The organism is Actinocrinis sp., from assembly GCF_035946395.1.
Taxonomy (GTDB): Bacteria; Actinomycetota; Actinomycetes; order Streptomycetales; family Catenulisporaceae; genus Actinocrinis.
In genome coordinates, this window is sequence record NZ_DASYZI010000209.1 from 37,300 (window position 1) to 54,633 (window position 17,334).

Below are 17,334 nucleotides of genomic sequence, written 5' to 3' on the forward strand. Positions count from 1 at the left end.
CCGGATCCGACAGCTGCCTACGGCCGGTACTCGGGGGCGTGGCGGGGCCAGGGGTGCGCGGATTCGAGCTGCGCGGCCAGTGCAAGCAGCAGGTGTTCGCCGCCGGGGCGGGCGACGAGTTGGACGCCGATGGGCGTGCCGACGTCGTGGACGCCTGCGGGGATGTTCATGGCCGGCCAGCCTGCTACGTTCCACGGGCCGAGCAGCGACGCGAACTTGGTGTTGGTGGTCACGTTGCGCAGGGCGCTGCGCTCGCCGTAGCGGCGGGCGAACGGGGGCGGCGCGGTGAGGGTGGGCAGAACCAGGACGTCGATGTCGCCGAAGAACTTGCCCGCTGCCTCGGCACGCCAGCGGGTGCGGGTGCGTGCTCCGGTCAGGTGGGTCGGTTCGAGCGCTCGGCCGATGTTCACGAAGCCGCGGGTGGATTTGTCGAGCTGGGACCTTTCCAGCTCGCGGGCGTCTTCGCGGGCGCACGCGAACCAGGTCAGCGCGATTCCCGCGCCGAGCCAGGCGGGGTAGTTCGCGGTGTGTCGGCTGACCGTGTGTCCTTGTTCTGCGAGCAGGTCGCCGATGCCGACGGTCGCCGCGATGACGCTTCGGTCGATGGGTACACCCAGTTGGAGGGGCTTTGTGGATACCCCGACCCGCACGGACCGGGGTTCCTGGGGCTCGGCCAGGTCGTCGGCGTTCGCCATCACGGCCATTGCGATCGCGGCGTCGCGGGCCGTGGTGGCGAGCACTCCGTTCTCGACCAGGCCGAACCATGGCGGCTCGCCGCCTTCTTCTTTTTCCGCTGGCACGACTCCGGTGCCCGGCTTGATGCCGACCAGGCCACAGGCGGACGCCGGGATGCGGATCGAACCGAGCCCGTCGTTGCCGTGCGCGATCGGGACCAGCGCGGCCGCGACCGCCGCGGCGCTGCCGCCGGACGAGCCGCCGGCCGTTCTGCCCCGATCCCACGGGTTGCGGGTGATGCCGTACACGCTGTCCGTCATCCCCAGCAGGCACAACTCGGGCACGTTGGTCAGGCCGACGACGATCGCCCCGGCGGCCCGCAGTCGCGCAATCGCCTGATGGTCGGCATCCATGGCGGACGTCGACGTGGCGGCCGAGCCGATGCGACTCTGTTCGCCGCTCACCGGGACGTTGTCCTTGACCGCGAGCGGGACGCCGGCCAGCGGCAGCTCGGCGAGGTCGGAGCGCACCGCGAGCGCGTCCACCTCCGCCAGCGCCTCCTCGCGCCGGATCCGGCGAAAGGCGTTCAGCTGCGGGTTGAGCCGTTCGATCCGATCGAGGTGCTGCTGCACGACGAGCCGCGGTTCGACTTCTCCCGCGCGCACGGCGGCGGCGATCTGCTCGGCGCTGCGGCCGATCCACGTCTCCATATTTGAAGGCTGGGCCACGTGCGCCGCCGCGTCAACAGGACGCAATGCCAGACCACTGAGATGGATTGGAGTCGCGGGGTCATGGAGTCGCGGAGTCAGCGGGTGAGATGGTCAGCGGGTCAGGAGGTGCGGCGGCGGCTTTCGCCGGGGCCGTGGCTGGACGTGTGGTTGTGACCCTGATCGGCTGTCGGCGCCTCGGCCAGTTCCTTGAGTCGGCGCAGGCGTCGGTCCCATGCCGCGGCCTGGTCCGTCATCCAGGCCGCGGCAGCGCGCAGGCCTTCGGGACGCACTCGGAACAGCACCTCACGGCCGACCCTGCGGCCCTCGATCAGCCCGGCTTCGTCGAGCACCGTGAGGTGCTTGACCACGGCCTGACGGGTGACGGGCGTCTCCCGCGCGATCGCCGAGGCGCTGCATTCACGCCGTTCGCCGAGCACTTCGAGCACCAGCCTGCGGGTCGGGTCCGCGAGCGCCGTGAAGATCCGGTCGATGTCCGGGGACCCGTCCGCGGCGGCGGCACTCATGCGGCACTCATGCCGTGGCGGCTCCTTCGGCCTGCTCCTTGAGCACGTCCATCTCCAGCTTCCAGCCCTCGGTGTTGTGTTCGAACCCGGCCTTGCGCTGGGCTTCGGGCGCGTCGAGCGAGGCGAACCCGCTCTCCACGACGGACACGTTGACGCCCTGGTCACCCGGTTCGACGCGGAACTCGACGAGCGTGGTCCGGCCCGGCGCGAGCTCCTCGTTCGGGAACTGGCTGGCCCAGCGGAACGCGGCGTACGTCTTCGGCTCGATGCTGACCACCTCGACCACGAAGCGGCCGTACGTCTCGTTGTGCCGGACCGCCTGATGTCCGGGCGTACGCACGACCGGCTCCTCGGCCTTCGTCGGCACCCACCAGCCCGGCGTGCTGACCAGGTCCCACACGCGGTCCAGGGTGGCGTTGATCATGATCTGCCGCTCGATGCGGTCGTAGCTTTCGCTGTCGTAGTTGTCGTCCACGGCGCGGTCGCCTCCGTCTCTGGTTATCTTGTACTCCCCAACCTGCAACCCCAGGATTGCACTTCTGGCCATATTGTGCAACCCCGAGGTTGCATGTTGATGCGTATGGACGCGCCCGGGCTGCACGCATGCGAAACGGGGGCAGTACGGGCAAGATCTAGCCATGTCTTCCGTGCTGATCCTCAACGGCCCGAACCTCAACCTGCTCGGCACGCGCGAGCCTGGGGTCTACGGCGCGCGGACGCTCGGCGACGTCGAGGCGCTGTGCCGGGAGGCCGGCGCCGCGCTCGGCCTTGAGGTCGACTTCCGCCAGTCGAACCACGAAGGCGTGCTCGTCGACTGGCTCCAGGAGGCAGGGGCCGCGCAGCAGGCCGGGCAGTTGATCGGCGCGGTGCTCAACGCCGGGGCGTATACGCACACGTCGATTGCCCTGCACGACGCGATCAAGGGCGCCGGGCTGCGAGTCGTCGAGCTGCACATCTCGAACGTGCACGCGCGCGAGCAGTTCCGGCACCACTCCTATATCTCGGCCGTCGCCGCGGGGATCGTGGTCGGCTTCGGCGTCGAGGGCTATCCGCTGGCGATCCAGGGGCTGCACCGATTGGCGGCCGAGGCCGCGAGTACGAGTACGGGCTCGGGCTCGGGCACAGGCGGTTCACAGCCGTGGCCGTGATGGCGGACGAGCCCGTCGAGGATCTGTTGCGGCTGCTCGCGCCGCGGGTGCTCGGTGCGCTCACCCGTCGATACGGACAGTTCGACTCCTGCGAGGACGCGGTCCAGGAGGCGCTGCTGGCCGCCGCGGTCCAGTGGCCCAAGCAGGGCGTTCCGGACAGTCCGCAGGCCTGGCTGACCACTGTGGCCACGCGGCGGCTGACCGACCAGTGGCGCAGCGACCATGCGCGGCGCCAGCGCGAAGCCAACGTGGCCGCGCTGGCACCCACCGACGCGGCGCTCACCGCCGGCCCCGGCGAGGAGCAGCCGCCGGAGCAGGACGACACGCTCACGCTGCTGTTCCTGTGCTGCCACCCGGCGCTGTCCGAGGCCTCGCAGCTCGCCTTGACGCTGCGCGCGGTCGGCGGGCTGACGACAGCTCACGTGGCCCGCGCGTTCCTGGCACCCGAAGCGACGATGGCTCAGCGCATCAGCCGCGCCAAACAGCGGATCAAGGCCACCGGCATCCCGTTCCGTCTGCCGCCTGATGCGGAGCGGCCAGGCCGGCTGAGGGTCGTCCTGCACGTGCTTTATCTGATCTTCAACCAGGGCTACACCGAGCCGCTGGCCGATGAATCGCGACAGCCCGGAATCGGGCTGACCGACGAGGCGATCCGGCTGACCCGCGAACTGCACCGGCTGCTGCCGAACGACGGCGAGGTGGCCGGGCTGCTGGCGCTGATGCTGCTGATCGAGGCCCGCAGGCCGGCGCGGACCGGATCGGACGGTTCGCTGGTACCGCTGGCCGAGCAGGACCGTGCGCTGTGGGACGGCTCGGCAATCCACGAGGGAACGCAGCTGATCACTGCGGCGCTGAGTGGTTCGCCGCTCGGCCCGTACCAGGTACAGGCCGCGATCGCGGCGGTGCACGACGAGGCGGCACGGGCACAGGACACCGACTGGCCGCAGATCCTGGCGCTGTATCAGCTGCTCGGTCAGATGGCACCAGGGCCGATGGTCACGCTCAGCCGGGCTGTCGCCGTGGCGATGGTGCAGGGTCCGCTATCGGGACTCGACCTGCTCAAGTCGCTAGACGACGACGAACGCATGGCCGGGCACCACCGCCTGCACGCCGTACGCGCGCACTTGCTGGAGATGGCGGGCGATGACGAGGGCGCGGTCGCCGCGTATCGGGAGGCCGCACGGTTAGCCGACAACGAACCGGAACAGCGTTACCTGGCGGAACGCGCAGCCCGCTTAGCTGGCTGACGAACGGGAAGAGCGAGCTGACGGCTGGACGGCTGGACGGCTGGACGGCTGGACGGCTGGACGGCTGGACGGCTGGACGGCTGCACGGCTGCACGGCTGGACGGCTGCACGGCTGCACGGCTGCACGGTCGGCAAGGGCTGGCTGGATGACGGGCCGACTGACCTGATGGACGGTCCAGTGACGCGCGGTCAGATAATCGGTTCAGATAATCGGGTAGTCGGATAATCGGGTGTTGGGTTAGCGGTAGGCCGACTGGCCGGTGAGGGCTTGGCCTACGACGAGGGTGTGGATCTCCTCGGTGCCTTCGTAGGTGAGCACGGACTCAAGGTTGTTGGCGTGCCGCAGCGGCGAGTAGTCGAGCGAGATCCCGTTCGCGCCGAGGATGGTTCGGCACTCGCGGGCTATCGCGATCGCTTGCCGGACGTTGTTCAGCTTGCCGACGCTCACCTGCTCCGGGCGGATCCGTCCGGCGTCCTTGAGTCGGCCGAGATGCAGGGCGAGCAGCATCGACGTGTTCAGTGCGACGGCCATGTCGGCCAGCTTTCGCTGCGTCAGCTGGAATGAGCTGATCGGCCTGCCGAACTGGACGCGCGCGTCGGCGTACGAAAGCGCCGTCTGGAGGCAGTCGCGGGCAGCGCCGACCGCGCCGAACAGGATGCCGAACCGGGCCTCGTTCAGACAGGAGAGCGGCGCACCGAGGCCACGCGCTTCGGGCAGTTGCGCGGAGGCGGGCAGCCGAACGTCGTCGAACGACAACGCGGAGGTGATCGACGCACGCAGCGACTGCTTGTGGCCGATGTCGGTGGCGGTGAAACCGGGCGTGCCTCGCGGCACGAGAAATCCGCGGATCCCCTCCTCGGTGGCCGCCCAGACGGTGGCCACGTCCGCGATGCTGCCGTTGGTGATCCACTGCTTCGAACCGTTGAGGATCCAGTCGCTGCCGACGCGCACCGCCCGGGTGCGCATGTTCGCCGGATCGGAGCCGAAGTCCGGCTCGGTCAGACCGAAGCAGCCGATCGCGGTACCGGAAGCCAGTCGGGGCAGCCACAGCCTCCGCTGTTCCTCGGAGCCGTAGCGCCGGATGGAGTACATCGACAGCGAGCCCTGCACGGAGACGAAGCTGCGCAGCGCGGAGTCGGCGGCCTCTAGTTCGAGGCAGGCCAGGCCGTAACTCGTGGCGTTCGTCCCGGCGCAGCCGTACCCCTCCAAGTGCATCCCGAGCAGGCCGAGTTTGCCCAGTTCGGGCACGAGGTCCCGGGGGAAGTGCGCCTCCTCGAACCAGCGCCCGAGGTGCGGGCGCACCCGGTCGGCCAGAAAGCCGCGCACCGAGGCCTGGATGTCGCGCTCCTCCCCGCTCAGCAGCCTGGAGGTGTCGAGCAGTTCGAGGGGGTCGCGCAGCGGGCCGGGGTCCGCCGTGGACTCGGGGGCCTTGGTGGCCTTGTCCATCATGGCCTCATCTTCGCACCCCGGTCGCCTCGCGATGTTCTCCTCAGCCAGCCAGCCCCACGGCACGGCCGTTCCCTCCCGCCTGTCCCGCCTTTGCCTATCCCTTGACCGCTCCGGTCAGGCCACCGACGATGCGCCGCTCGGCGATCGCCAGGAATGCCAGGGCCGGCAACATCGACAGCGCCGTGAAGGCCAGCACGCGCGCGGTGTCCTGCGAATACTGCGACTGGAACGTGGCGACGCCCAGCGGCAGGGTGAAATGGTTCTGGTCGTTGAACACCAGCAGCGGCAGCAGGTAGGCGTTCCAGCTGGTGACGAACGCGAGGATGGCGACCGTGGTCAGCGCCGGCCCGGACAGCGGCAACAGGATCCGCCAGAAGAAACCGAGCCGGCTCGCGCCGTCGAGCACCGCGGCGTCCTCCAGTTCGCCCGGAATGGCGCGCATGAACGGCCGCAGGATCACGACCGTGGCCGGCAGCGAGAACGCCGCCTCGGGCAGCGCCACGCCGAGCGGGTTCTCCATCAGCGGCGGGATCTGACGCAGCAGCAGATAGACCGGCAGGCTCGCGACGCCGATCGGGAAGAGCAGACCGATGGTGAACAGCGTGTAGAACCCCTCGCGCAGGCGGAAGTTGTAGCGCGAGAGTGCGAAGGAGGCCATCGAGCCGAACCCCACCGCGACGCTGGTGGCGATCACCGCGATCAGGAGGCTGTTCTCCAGGAACTGCCAGAAGACCGACGAACCGAGGATGCTGCTGTAGTTCGACCAGACCCACGGACCCGAGGTGGCGGTCGGGTCCGCGTTGAGCGCCGGGGTAGTGCGGAACCCGCCGACGAACACGAACAACAGCGGGACGACGGTGACCCCGATGACGATGATCGCCACGAGATAGGCGAACGGGGTGCCCTTGGCCACCGGGGCCCCGCGGCGCCGCGGGGCGGCGGGAACGCGGGAGTCCGCGATCGGATTCACGGCCGCTGACATGGCCCTGTCACCCCACGATCCGGGTCAGTGCGCCCTCGGTGTCGCGGCGCAGCACGAAGCGCTGGTAGATCAGCGCGAAGGCAAAGCAGATCATGAACAGGATCACGGCCACCGCGCTGCCGTAGCCGAACTCGTAGCGGCGGAAGCCGTGGTCGATCAGGTAGGTCGCCATCGTGCTCGACGCGTTGGCCGGGCCGCCGAGCGTCATGATCCACACCAGGTCGAACAGCTGGAGCGAGCCGATCACCGACAGGAAGATCCAGATCCGGATGGTCGGGCCGAGCAGCGGCAGCACGATGTGCCTGGTGGTCTGCCACGGGGTCGCCCCGTCGATCGCGGCCACTTCGCGCAGCTCCGGCGGGACCCCCTGCAATCCCGCGAGCAGCAGGATGATGCCGAAACCGATGTACTTCCAGGTGATCACCACGAACAGCGTGTAGAGCACGATGCTCGTGTTGGCCAGCCACTGGTGCACCAGCGAGCCGAGGCCGACCGACTGTAGCGCCTGGTCGACGGCGCCGCCCGGCTGGAGCAGCAGCAGCCAGACGACCGCGGTGATCGCCTCGGACAGCACGTACGGTGCGAACACGATGAGGCGCAGGAACGCCCGGCCGCGCAGGTTGCGGTTGAGCAGCAGGGCCAGCCCGATGCTCAGCGGCAGCTGGACCACGATCGACAGGCCCGCGATGATCAGGTTGTGCACGACCGCGCCCTGGAAGACCTGGCCGGTGATCGCGTCATGGTAGTTCTGTAGGCCGATGAAGTCGTTCAGCGGCCCGAAGCCGTTCCAGTTGTAGAAGCTGTAGTACGCGGCTACGCCGATCGGGGCCAGCACGAAGCCGAGGAAGAGCACCAGCGCCGGGGTCAGCAGGAGGCTGAGTTCCAGCCACTTGCGCAGCCCGCCCGGCCGCCCGGCCTGGCGCGCCCGGCGGATGCGGCCGCCGAGCGCCTTGGAGCCCGCCACGGCGGAAACGGGGCCGACGGCCCGGTCCGTGACCCGTGCGTCGCTGCTCATGACTCGCCTTTCGTGACCTTAGGGGGGTTGCGCAGCCCGCTGCTCATCGCTCGTCCCCGGCGGTCGGAGCGCCAACCGCCGATTGCATGACTTGCACGACTTTCACCGCGCTTCACTCGTCGTATGCGGCCTCGTCGCCCGCACGGAGCCCCGCGGGTGCGCACGGCTCACACCATGCGCACCCGCGTGACTCGCGCGACGCGCGGCTGCTGCGGTACTTGGTACTGCTGCTACTGCTACCGGGTTACTTGCCGCCCGCCGAGGCGTTCGTGATGCTCTGCACGATCGACTGCGGGGTGCCCTGGCCGGCGAAGTAGTTGGCCACGGCGGTGTCGAGCGACTGCCCGACGTTCGTCGGGAAGGCGATGTCGAAGTACATCTGGATGTACGACGCCTTCGCCGCATACGACGAGACGGTCTGTAGGGTCGGGTCGGTCAGCGACGAGGAGGCCGCGGGGTTCACCGGCAGGCCGACGCCCTGGGAGGCGACCTTCTGCTGGATCTCCGGGCTGGCCAGGTACTTGAGGAAGTCGGCGCAGGCGGCCGTCGCCTTGGTGGTGCAGGAGAAGCCGTCGCCGCCGCCGAGGGCCACGCTCGGGTCACCCGCTGCGCCGGTCACGGCCGGGAAGGGGAACCAGCCCAGCTGCGACTTGAAGTCGCCGTTGGGCACCAGGCCGGTCATGGTGGACAGCTCCCAGTCGCCCTGGAGCTCCATCGCCGCCTTGCCGTTGGCGATCATGCCCGCGGAGCTGCCCGCGCCCTGCTGGGCCGGAGTGCCGAGGAAACCTGACTGGAACGGGTTGGTGGCCAGGAACGCCTTGAGGTCGTTGCCCGCCTTCGTCCAGCACGGGTCGTCGAGCTTGAGCGAGGCCGAGGCCGTCTTCAGCACGTCGGTGGAGCACTCGCGCACCGCGAAGTAGTCCCAGTAGAAGGCGTCGGGCCAGCGGTCCTTGCTGCCGATGGCGACCGGGACGATGTTCTTCGCCTTGAGCTTGGTCACGTCGGCGTTGAACTCGTCCATCGTGGCCGGCGGGGCGGTGATCCCGGCCTGCGCGAACAGGTCCTTGCGGTACCAGAACCCGACGACGTGCAGGTCGTAGGGGACGCCGTACTGCTTGCCGTTGGCCTGCCACCCCTGAGCGGTGGCGCCGATCTCGCTGATCCAGCTGGACACCAGCGAGGTGAGGTCCATGAGCTTGCCGGAGGTGATCTGGCTGGAGAGCTGGCCGCCACCCCACTGCTGGTAGATGTCCGGCGGGGTGTCACCCTCCAGCGCGGCAGGCACCTTCGTGGTGAACTGCTCGTTCTGGATCGGGTCGACGGTGAAGCTGACGTTGGGGTGAGAGCCGTGGTAAGTGCTCGCGGCCTGCGCCCAGAGGCTCCTGACCGGGTCCGTGGTGCCGTTGTGCCACCAGGTCAGGTTCACCGGGCCGTTCGTGTTCGTTGAGCCTGCCGTTCCCCCGCCGCTGCTGCTGCACGCGGCGGCGGTTAACGCTAGCGCCGCCGTGAGGACGAGGGCGCCTGATGTGCGGATTCTACGCATGAGACTGGTCCATTCCTGACAGCGTCGGCCGAACTGGACCGGGCGGTTTGAGCCCAGGATGCCGAAGAGTCTGCGCGTTGCGGGTGATCGTGTCAATCGTTGTCGATAACGTTTTACAACGCTATTCTGGGCCGGTGCAGCCAAGCTCCCGTGTGACCATCCGCGATGTCGCCGCTCAGGCCGGCGTGTCGGTGGCGACCGTCTCCAAGGTCATCAACCAGCGCTATGGCGTGTCGGCGGACACGTTCGCGCGGGTCCAGGCCGTGATCAACGAACTCGGCTACGAGGCCAGCCTGGTCGCGCAGAGCCTGCGCAATCACCGCACCAACGTCATCGGCATCCTGGTGGCCGATCTTGAGCCGTTCAGCACCGAGCTGCTCAAGGGCGCGGGCGACGCGATCCGCGGCACCGGCTTCGAGCTGGTCGTCTACTCGGCCGGCGGCCGCACCAGCGAGCACCTCGGCTGGGAGCGCCGGTACCTGTCGCGGCTGAGCGGGACGCTGGTCGACGGCGCGGTGCTGGTCACACCGACCGTGGTGGACGTGCAGTACGGCGCGCCGGTGGTCGCCGTCGACCCGCACACCGGGCCGACCGACCTGCCGACCGTCGACTCGGACAACCTGCACGGCGCGCGCCTGGCCACCGAACACCTGCTCGGTCTCGGACACCGGCGGATCGCGATGTTGTCCGGGCGGCCCGACCTCCAGTCGGCGCAGCTGCGCGAGCAGGGCTACCGGGAGGCGCTGGTCGCGGCGGGGGTCCCGGTGGACGAGCGGCTGATCCAGGTCGGCGCGTACGACCCGGAGGTCTCGGTCAAACCGGCCCGCGAGCTGCTCAGCTCACCCGACAGACCCACCGCGGTGTTCGCCGCGAACGACCTGTCGGCGATCGCGACCATCGACGTGGCGCGCGAGCTGGGCCTGCGAGTGCCGGACGACCTGTCGATCGTCGGCTTCGACAACATTCCCGAGTCGGTGCTCTGCACTCCCCCGCTGACCACGGTGGACCAGCCCATCCGCACCATGGGTCAGCGGGCGATCGAGATCCTGGTCCGGCTGATCCGGGGCGAGACCCCGGACGAGACACACGTCACGCTCGCGACGAAGCTGGTCGTCCGCCAGTCGACCCGCGCGATCTGATGCTCAGCACCACCCCGCCAGCAGCTCCACCAGCTCCGCCACCACGAGCAGAACCCCGGTTTCATCAGCGACCCAACCAGCGACCAGTGCCCCTAGTGCCATGTGCCCGGTGAAGGACGGACGGACCTTACGTGTCTATCGAGAATCAAGTGACCGCTGAGGTCTGGCGCGATCCAGCGATCCCGGCCGGCGAACGGGTCGCCGATCTGCTCTCCCGCATGTCGCTGCGGGAGAAGGTGGCTCAGCTCTACGGCGTGTGGGTCGGCATCAACACCACGGATGGCGAGATGGCGCCGCACCAGCACGAGCTGGCCGCGCCGCCGGAGGACTGGGAAGCGCTGATCGGCAACGGGATCGGCCAGCTGACCCGTCCGTTCGGCACCCGGCCGGTCGAGCCGGCCGCAGGCGCGCGAGTACTCGCCCGTACCCAGCGCCAGATCATGGCGGCCGGCCGCTTCGGCATCCCGGCGTTCGTGCACGAGGAGATCCTGACCGGCCTCGCCGCCTGGCAGGCGACGATATATCCGTCGCCGCTGTGCTGGGGTGCGAGCTTCGATCCGGCGCTGATCGAGCGGGTGGGCGCGCGGATCGGCCGCACGATGCGCAGGCTCGGGGTGCACCAGGGCCTCGCGCCGGTGCTGGACGTGGCGCGGGATCTGCGGTGGGGCCGGGTCGAGGAGACCATCGGCGAGGACCCCTACCTGGTCGGCACGATCGGCAGCGCATACGTGCGCGGCGTCGAGTCGACGGGCGCGGTCGCGACGCTCAAGCACTTCGTCGGCTACTCCGCCTCGAAGGGCGGACGCAATCTCGCGCCGGTGTCGATCGGACGGCGCGAACTGGCCGACGTGCTGCTGCCGCCGTTCGAGATGGCGCTGCGCGCCGGCGCGCGCTCGGTGATGAACTCCTACGCCGATCTGGACGGCGTCCCGGCCGCCGCCGACCCGGGCCTCTTCACCGACCTGTTGCGCGGCACATACGGCTTCACCGGAACCGTGGTCTCGGACTACTTCGCGGTGACGTTCCTGGAGATCCTGCACAACGTGGCCGGATCGCCGGGCGAGGCGGCCACGTTGGCGCTGAACGCGGGCATCGACGTCGAACTGCCGACGGTGAAGTACTTCGGCCAGCCGCTGCTGGACATGATCGAGTCCGGCCAGATGAGCCTGGCGACGGTAGATCGCGCGCTGGAGCGAGTGCTGCTTCAGAAGTGCGAACTGGGCCTGCTTGACGCCGATTGGTCGCCGGAGCCGCCGATCCTCGACGACGCGGACGCGAACGCAGGCACAGGCACAGGCACAGAGGCGGACACAAAGGCGGACGCGGACGCGCGCCTCGACGACGCCGAGTCGCGAGCACTTGCCCGCGAGCTGGCCCAGCGTTCGATCGTGCTGCTGCGCAACGAGCGCAGCGCGCTGCCGCTCGCCCCCGGCCGCCGAATAGCGCTCATCGGACCGCGCGCGCACGAGTCCAGCGCGATGCTCGGCTGCTACTCCTTCCCGATGCACGTCGGAGTGCACCACCCGGACGTGCCGATGAGCATCGACGTGCCGACTCTCCTCGACGCACTGAGCGAGGATCCGGCGGGCTACCAGATCTCGTACGCACAGGGTGTGCCGGTACTGGGCGGCGACGACGCGGGCATCGACGAGGCTGTGCGCCTGGCAAGCGACGCGGAAGTCTGCGTCGTGGTGCTCGGCGATAAAGCGGGGCTGTTCGGCGGCGGGACGTCAGGCGAAGGCTGTGATGCGACCGACCTGCGGCTGCCCGGCCGCCAGGAGGAACTGCTCGAAGCGCTGCTGGCTACCGGCACGCCGATCGTCCTGGTCCTGCTCGTCGGCCGTCCGTATGAACTGTCCCGGCAGGTCGACCGGCTCGCCGCCGTGCTCTGCGGTTTCTTCCCCGGCGAGGAGGGCGCGCACGCGCTGGCGGACGTGCTCAGCGGCCGGATCAACCCGTCCGGACGGCTGCCGGTCGGCTTCCCGGCGGCAGGTTCGAGCCAGCCCTCGACGTACCTTGCGGCGCCACTCGGCCATGCCAGCGAGGTGAGCACCGTCGATCCGACCGCGCTCTTCCCGTTCGGCCACGGCCTGTCGTACGCCCCGGCGACCTGGCTCGAAATCACCCGCCGTACTCCCTCGCAGTGGCCGACCGATGGTGCATGCACGCTGTCCGTCGCGCTGCGCAACGACTCGCAGCTGCCGACGTCCGAAGTGGTGCAGGTCTACCTGCACGACCCGGTGGCCGAGGTAGCACGGCCGGTGCAGAAGCTGATCGCCGCACCCCGAGTCGACCTGGCGCCGGGCCAGACCCGGACGGTGACCCTGGAGCTGCACGCGGACCTGACCTCGTACACGGGCCGTGCCGGGCTGCGCCAGGTCGACCCCGGCGAGGTCGAGCTGCGGATCGGCGCGTCGAGCACCGACATCCGTGAGACGGTCCGGTTGACCATGACCGGTGACCGGCGCGAAGTCGGCTTCGAGCGGGTCATGCAACCCGTCGTCACGGTGACGGAGGGTGTGACTGGGCCTACCGCGCCTAACGGCGTCGCAGCGTCCGAAGACGTCACCGTGGTCTGAGGACGCTGCCACACCTGAAGGTACGCAGCGGCCTAAACCATCCAGTACTGGTCGGACCTCTCGGGCACACTGGGCACGCATCAGGTACTGCCACCAGGTACAGTCCTGCGCATGGTTCTCACTCGCCTGGTGGTCGGCCCGTGACCAGAGTCGATGCGCACCACCATCTCTGGGACCTGAAGCGTCGCGAACAGTCATGGCTCGACGCCGCCGAACTGGCGGATATCCGTCGGACCTTTACCATCGCCGACTACGCTCCCGAGGCCGCCGCGGCGGGGTTCGATCGCAGCATCCTGGTCCAAGTGCTGGCCGATGCGGACGAGACGAGAGACTTCCTCGCACTGGCCGCCGAGTCGCACGCGACTGTCACCACGGCGGACACGACTGTCAGCAAGGTGGACACGATCGTCGCCGAGTCGGACGCGACAGCCGGTACGTCTGGGAGCACGGCCAGTACGTCCGACACGGCGGTCAGCGTGCCCAGCTTGGTCGGCGTGGTGGGCTGGATCGATCTCACCGCGCCGGACGCTGCGGACGAGCTCGCCGCGCTGCGTGCCGGCCCCGGCGGCGACCTGCTCGTCGGGATCCGCCATCTTGTGCAGGGCGAGGCCGATCCACGCTGGCTGTGCCGACCGGACGTTCGCCGCGGCCTACAGGCGATCGCCGAAGCAGGGCTCTGCTACGACCTGCTGACCCTCCCGCACCAGTTGCCCGCCGCCGTCGAGACCGTCCGCGCGCTGCCGCAGCTCACCTTCGTGCTCGACCACCTGTCCAAGCCACCCATCGCCTCGGGCCAACTGGAGCCGTGGTCCTCGGGCCTGCGCGCACTGGCCGCCGAGCCGAACGTGTTCTGCAAGCTGTCCGGGATGGTGACCGAGGCGGACCATACCTCGTGGACAGTCGCCTCGTTGCGTCCGTATGCCGAGGTAGCGCTCGAAGCCTTCGGACCCTCGCGCGTCATGTTCGGCTCCGACTGGCCGGTCTGCCTGCTCGCGGCGCCCTACGCGCGGGTCGCCGAGACGGCCGCGCAGTTGATCAGTGAACTCTCGTCGGGTGAGCAGGACCAGATCTTCGGCGGCACTGCCGTCAATGCCTACCGCCTGCGGATCTGACCATTTCCGTATTAATATCTGGCGATGGCGATGGCGATGGCGATGGCGATGGCGATGGCGATGGCGATGGCGATGGCGATGGCAATGGCAATGGCAATGGCAATGGCAATGGCAATGGCAATGGCAATGGCAATGGCCTAGCCTAGCCTGGCCACGCCTGCTTTAGCCCGCCCCGCCCCGCCCCGCCCTGGCCTGGCCTGGCCTGGCCTGGCACAGGCGTCCACGTGGGAGCGTCACAGCTTCCATATGACTCCGGTGAGCTCTTCCGAGAGTGTCCACAGACGCTTGGCGGTCTCCTCGCTCTTCGCCGACGCGGTCGGCTGCACCTCCTTCGGGTAGCCGCGGTTCTCCGCGAAGCCGTCGGGTCCGTAGAACTTCCCGCTCTCCGCGCCAGGGGCGACCGCCGCGTACAGCTGGTTGAGTGCGCCCATCTCGACCTGCTGCGCGAACAGCCGGTTGCCCAGCTTGAGCAGCTGACGCATCGCTCCGGTCGGGCCGGAGGTCTGTAGGTTCGTGTCCGAATACCCCGGATGCGCCAGAACCGAGCGCACCGGGCTGCGTATCGCCCGCAGCCTCCGATCGAGCTCCAGGCCGAACAGCACGTTCGCGAACTTGGACTGCGAGTAGTACCGGGTGGGCGAATACGAACGCTCTCCGGTCAGGTCGTCGAAGTGGATCGAGCCGTTCCTGTGCAGGGTCGAGCTGACCGTCACGATGCGTGGGTCCCGGCCTTGCGCGATCGTGCCGAACAGCAGGCCGCTGAGGGCGAAGTGACCGAGGTGGTTGGTCGCGAACTGGGACTCGGAGCCCTGTGGCGAGAGTTGCCGCGGCGGCATCATCACCCCCGCGTTGTTCACCAGTACGTCCACGGCGATCCCGTCGTCCTGCACGCTCCCGGCGAACCTGTGCACGGAGTCCAGGTCGGCGAGGTCGAGTAGGCGGTACTCCACGATCGCCCCGGGATTGGCAGTCTTAATGCGCCCCACCGCATCTGCGCCCTTCGATTCGCTGCGCGCGGTGAGCACGACCCTGCCACCGTGCGCGGCGAGTTGACGTGCCGTCTCGAATCCCAGGCCGCTGTTCGCCCCGGTCACGATGAAGGTCCGGCCGGTCTGATCGGTGATCCGGTCCGCAGTCCAGCGTTCCATGTCCGCTCCCGTTCCTGTAGTGGCTTGTCTCCAGGATCACTCACTTCGGGCCCGCCGCACTTCTGGCGTCGCCCTCTTGCTACAGGATGCCTTCCATGGCACTCGGTGTCAAGTATGCTGTGAAGTGCCTGCTCTGGCACGGTGGCGCACAAAGTGCTACAGTGATCGAATGCACACCAGTTCCGAAGCTCTCGCGCCGCTGAGCATGGCGGAACGCAAGCGGCGGCTGGTCCGCGACCAACTCGGCGAGGTCGCGCTGCACCTGGTGGCCCGTCAGGGCTACGAAGAGACGACGGTCGACCAGATCGTGGCCGCGGCGGGAGTGTCCCGGCGTACCTTCTTCCGGTACTTCAAGTCGAAGGAGGACATCGTTGTCGAGTCGGTCAGCGACCTGGGCGCCGCGATCCGCGCGGAACTGGCCGCCCGGCCGACCGGCGAAGGGCCGGAGGCGGCGGTGCGCGCCGCATTCGCGGTGGCGGCCGAGCAGTTGACGCTGGAGCCCGAGAAGGCGCTGCCGCTGACCCGGCTGATGTTCGACACGCCGGCGCTGCACCGGCGCTTCCTGGAACACCAGTCCGTGCTACAGGAGGAATTGGCCGCCGAACTGGCCCGGCGCGAGGGGCTCGACGTGGACGAGGACCTGGGTCCGGCACTGGTCGCGGGCGTCGCGCTGACGGCGTTTCAGGTTGCCGTCGAGGCGTGGACCCGGCACAACGGTGACGGCGACCTCAACTTGCTGATAGACGAGGCCTTCTCGCGCACCAACCCCGGGGCGGCGGCACGTCGGCGCGCTACCGAGCCCGGCTGACGGATTCCGGCTTTGGGCTTCCGGGTTCCGGCATCCGGCCTCAGGGCTCCGGCTTTAGGCATCCGGCATCCGGCATCCGGCATCCGGCATCCGGCTCCAGGGTTCCGGGTTCATCGTCAGGGTGACCTGGTCCAGACGGTGAGCAGGTAGCCCCCGTACCAGGCGGAGGCCAGCGCGCCGCTGCCGAGCAAGGTGGCGATGGTACGCAGCCGTTGGCGCGCCAGCGGGGCCGCCAGCGGCAGTAGGAGCGTGAACACCGGCAGCAGGAACCGCGCCTTCGAGTGGAAATAGGTCGAGCCGGACGACAACGCCGCCGCGATCGACAGCCACGTGAAGACGAGCACCGCGAGGGGTCCACGCGTGCGCCCCCACGTCAGGAAGGCTGCGGAGAGGATCGCCAGCAAGACGACGGCGAGGGCGACGTAGTATCCAAGCTGCACGGGTTTGGTGAGGATGAGGTGCACCTCGTGCCAGGTCCCGCTCGCGCTCGGCGAGTTGTGCCAACCCTGGCGCTGCATGAACGACCAGCCGTCCCAGCGGCCGAGTTCCGCACCGACCCACGCCAGATAGCCCACCGCACCGAGCGGCGCGAGCAGCCCGCCGATCCATACACGCCAACTGCCAGTTCGTCGCACGATCGCCACGGCCGCGCACACGTCGATCGCGGCGGCAATCGTCAGTCCGGTCGGATGCGTCAATCCGGCGAAGAAGCTCGCGACACCGGCCGCGATCCATTGGTGGCGCAGCAGAAACAACAATGCGAGCGCCATGAGCAGCGTGAGAAGGGACTCGGTGTAGGCCATCGACTCGACGAGCGCAGTCGGCAGAATGCCCCAGAGCACGGCGAGCACGATGCCGGTCCGCCGGTCGTACAAGTACTCGCCGACCGCACGGATCGCCACGGCTGCGCCGATACCGGCCAACCAACTGACGGCCAGCGCCGCGTGCAGCAGGCCGAGCGGCCAGCCGAGCACGCGGATGAGCAGCGGGTAGAGCGGGAAGAACACAACGTTCGTGTTCACCAGACTGCCGTCGGCGCGGTAACTCAGCGAGGTGTTGTAACCGTGCTGTGCGATGCCTATGTACCAGGCGCCGTCCCACTTGCCGAGCAACCCGGTCACGTTCACGCGATGCGCCATGACGGCGAGCACGCACACGCCGAGGAGGCGCACCACGAGGTAGAGCAGGATCTCGGGAGCATGCGCCCTGATCCAAGCCCAAGCTGACGTATATATGGCCGGTGACCTCAGCGAA

At 68.9% G+C, this 17,334-nt stretch carries 15 protein-coding genes; 6 read left to right on the forward strand and 9 right to left on the reverse strand.

Translation table 11 applies throughout. The features are described from left to right. Positions 1 to 17: 17 nt before the first annotated feature. From VGS97_RS12995 to VGS97_RS13005, 3 genes are all read right to left on the reverse strand, one after another. Complete coding sequence (locus tag VGS97_RS12995) at positions 18 to 1,385, reverse strand: amidase (RefSeq protein ID WP_326853661.1); 1,368 nt, start codon at positions 1,383 to 1,385, stop codon at positions 18 to 20. Positions 1,386 to 1,504: 119 nt separating this feature from the next. Further along, positions 1,505 to 1,909 (reverse strand): metalloregulator ArsR/SmtB family transcription factor, encoded by a 405-nt coding sequence (locus VGS97_RS13000; RefSeq protein WP_326853662.1) that lies wholly within the window; start codon positions 1,907 to 1,909, stop codon positions 1,505 to 1,507. A 7-nt stretch (positions 1,910 to 1,916) separates the two neighbouring features. Further along, positions 1,917 to 2,384 (reverse strand): SRPBCC domain-containing protein, encoded by a 468-nt coding sequence (locus VGS97_RS13005; RefSeq protein WP_326853663.1) that lies wholly within the window; start codon positions 2,382 to 2,384, stop codon positions 1,917 to 1,919. Positions 2,385 to 2,547: 163 nt separating this feature from the next. Here VGS97_RS13005 and aroQ point away from each other — a divergent pair, with 163 nt between their 5' ends. Together aroQ and VGS97_RS13015 are read left to right on the forward strand one after the other, a co-directional pair. Beyond that, positions 2,548 to 3,057 carry a type II 3-dehydroquinate dehydratase gene (gene aroQ / locus VGS97_RS13010; RefSeq protein WP_326853664.1) on the forward strand — a complete coding sequence of 170 codons (510 nt, stop codon included), beginning with the start codon at positions 2,548 to 2,550 and terminating at the stop codon, positions 3,055 to 3,057. Further along, positions 3,057 to 4,304 (forward strand): RNA polymerase sigma factor, encoded by a 1,248-nt coding sequence (locus tag VGS97_RS13015; RefSeq protein WP_326853677.1) that lies wholly within the window; start codon positions 3,057 to 3,059, stop codon positions 4,302 to 4,304. Before aroQ ends, VGS97_RS13015 begins: the two co-directional genes overlap by 1 nt. Positions 4,305 to 4,542: 238 nt before the next feature. On the opposite strand, the gene VGS97_RS13020 is transcribed toward VGS97_RS13015, so the two are convergent. From VGS97_RS13020 to VGS97_RS13035, 4 genes are all read right to left on the reverse strand, one after another. Then, positions 4,543 to 5,751: an acyl-CoA dehydrogenase family protein gene (locus VGS97_RS13020; protein ID WP_326853665.1), complete on the reverse strand. Its 1,209-nt coding sequence runs from the start codon at positions 5,749 to 5,751 to the stop codon at positions 4,543 to 4,545. Positions 5,752 to 5,848: 97 nt separating this feature from the next. Next, entirely contained in the window at positions 5,849 to 6,736 is an 888-nt protein-coding gene (locus VGS97_RS13025; RefSeq protein ID WP_326853666.1) for a carbohydrate ABC transporter permease, read from the reverse strand. A 7-nt stretch (positions 6,737 to 6,743) separates the two neighbouring features. After that, positions 6,744 to 7,751, reverse strand: coding sequence for a sugar ABC transporter permease (locus tag VGS97_RS13030; protein ID WP_326853667.1), 1,008 nt, complete (start codon positions 7,749 to 7,751; stop codon positions 6,744 to 6,746). A gap of 244 nt (positions 7,752 to 7,995) precedes the next feature. Beyond that, on the reverse strand, positions 7,996 to 9,294 hold the full coding sequence (locus tag VGS97_RS13035) for an extracellular solute-binding protein (RefSeq protein WP_326853668.1): 1,299 nt from the start codon (positions 9,292 to 9,294) through the stop codon (positions 7,996 to 7,998). A 152-nt stretch (positions 9,295 to 9,446) separates the two neighbouring features. Here VGS97_RS13035 and VGS97_RS13040 point away from each other — a divergent pair, with 152 nt between their 5' ends. From VGS97_RS13040 to VGS97_RS13050, 3 genes are all read left to right on the forward strand, one after another. Then, positions 9,447 to 10,433, forward strand: a complete 987-nt coding sequence (locus tag VGS97_RS13040; RefSeq protein ID WP_349262113.1) for a LacI family DNA-binding transcriptional regulator — start codon at positions 9,447 to 9,449, stop codon at positions 10,431 to 10,433. A gap of 149 nt (positions 10,434 to 10,582) precedes the next feature. After that, on the forward strand, positions 10,583 to 13,012 hold the full coding sequence (locus VGS97_RS13045) for a glycoside hydrolase family 3 N-terminal domain-containing protein (protein WP_326853670.1): 2,430 nt from the start codon (positions 10,583 to 10,585) through the stop codon (positions 13,010 to 13,012). A gap of 140 nt (positions 13,013 to 13,152) precedes the next feature. Continuing rightward, on the forward strand, positions 13,153 to 14,124 hold the full coding sequence (locus VGS97_RS13050; protein WP_326853671.1) for an amidohydrolase family protein: 972 nt from the start codon (positions 13,153 to 13,155) through the stop codon (positions 14,122 to 14,124). Between the two features lie 233 nt (positions 14,125 to 14,357). On the opposite strand, the gene VGS97_RS13055 is transcribed toward VGS97_RS13050, so the two are convergent. Further along, positions 14,358 to 15,272: an oxidoreductase gene (locus VGS97_RS13055; RefSeq protein ID WP_326853673.1), complete on the reverse strand. Its 915-nt coding sequence runs from the start codon at positions 15,270 to 15,272 to the stop codon at positions 14,358 to 14,360. Between the two features lie 169 nt (positions 15,273 to 15,441). Here VGS97_RS13055 and VGS97_RS13060 point away from each other — a divergent pair, with 169 nt between their 5' ends. Continuing rightward, positions 15,442 to 16,080 carry a TetR family transcriptional regulator gene (locus VGS97_RS13060; RefSeq protein ID WP_326853675.1) on the forward strand — a complete coding sequence of 213 codons (639 nt, stop codon included), beginning with the start codon at positions 15,442 to 15,444 and terminating at the stop codon, positions 16,078 to 16,080. 116 nt (positions 16,081 to 16,196) lie between these two features. Here VGS97_RS13060 and VGS97_RS13065 read toward each other — a convergent pair. Continuing rightward, positions 16,197 to 17,334: hypothetical protein (locus VGS97_RS13065; protein WP_326853676.1), on the reverse strand; the 1,138-nt coding region annotated here is incomplete at its 5' end.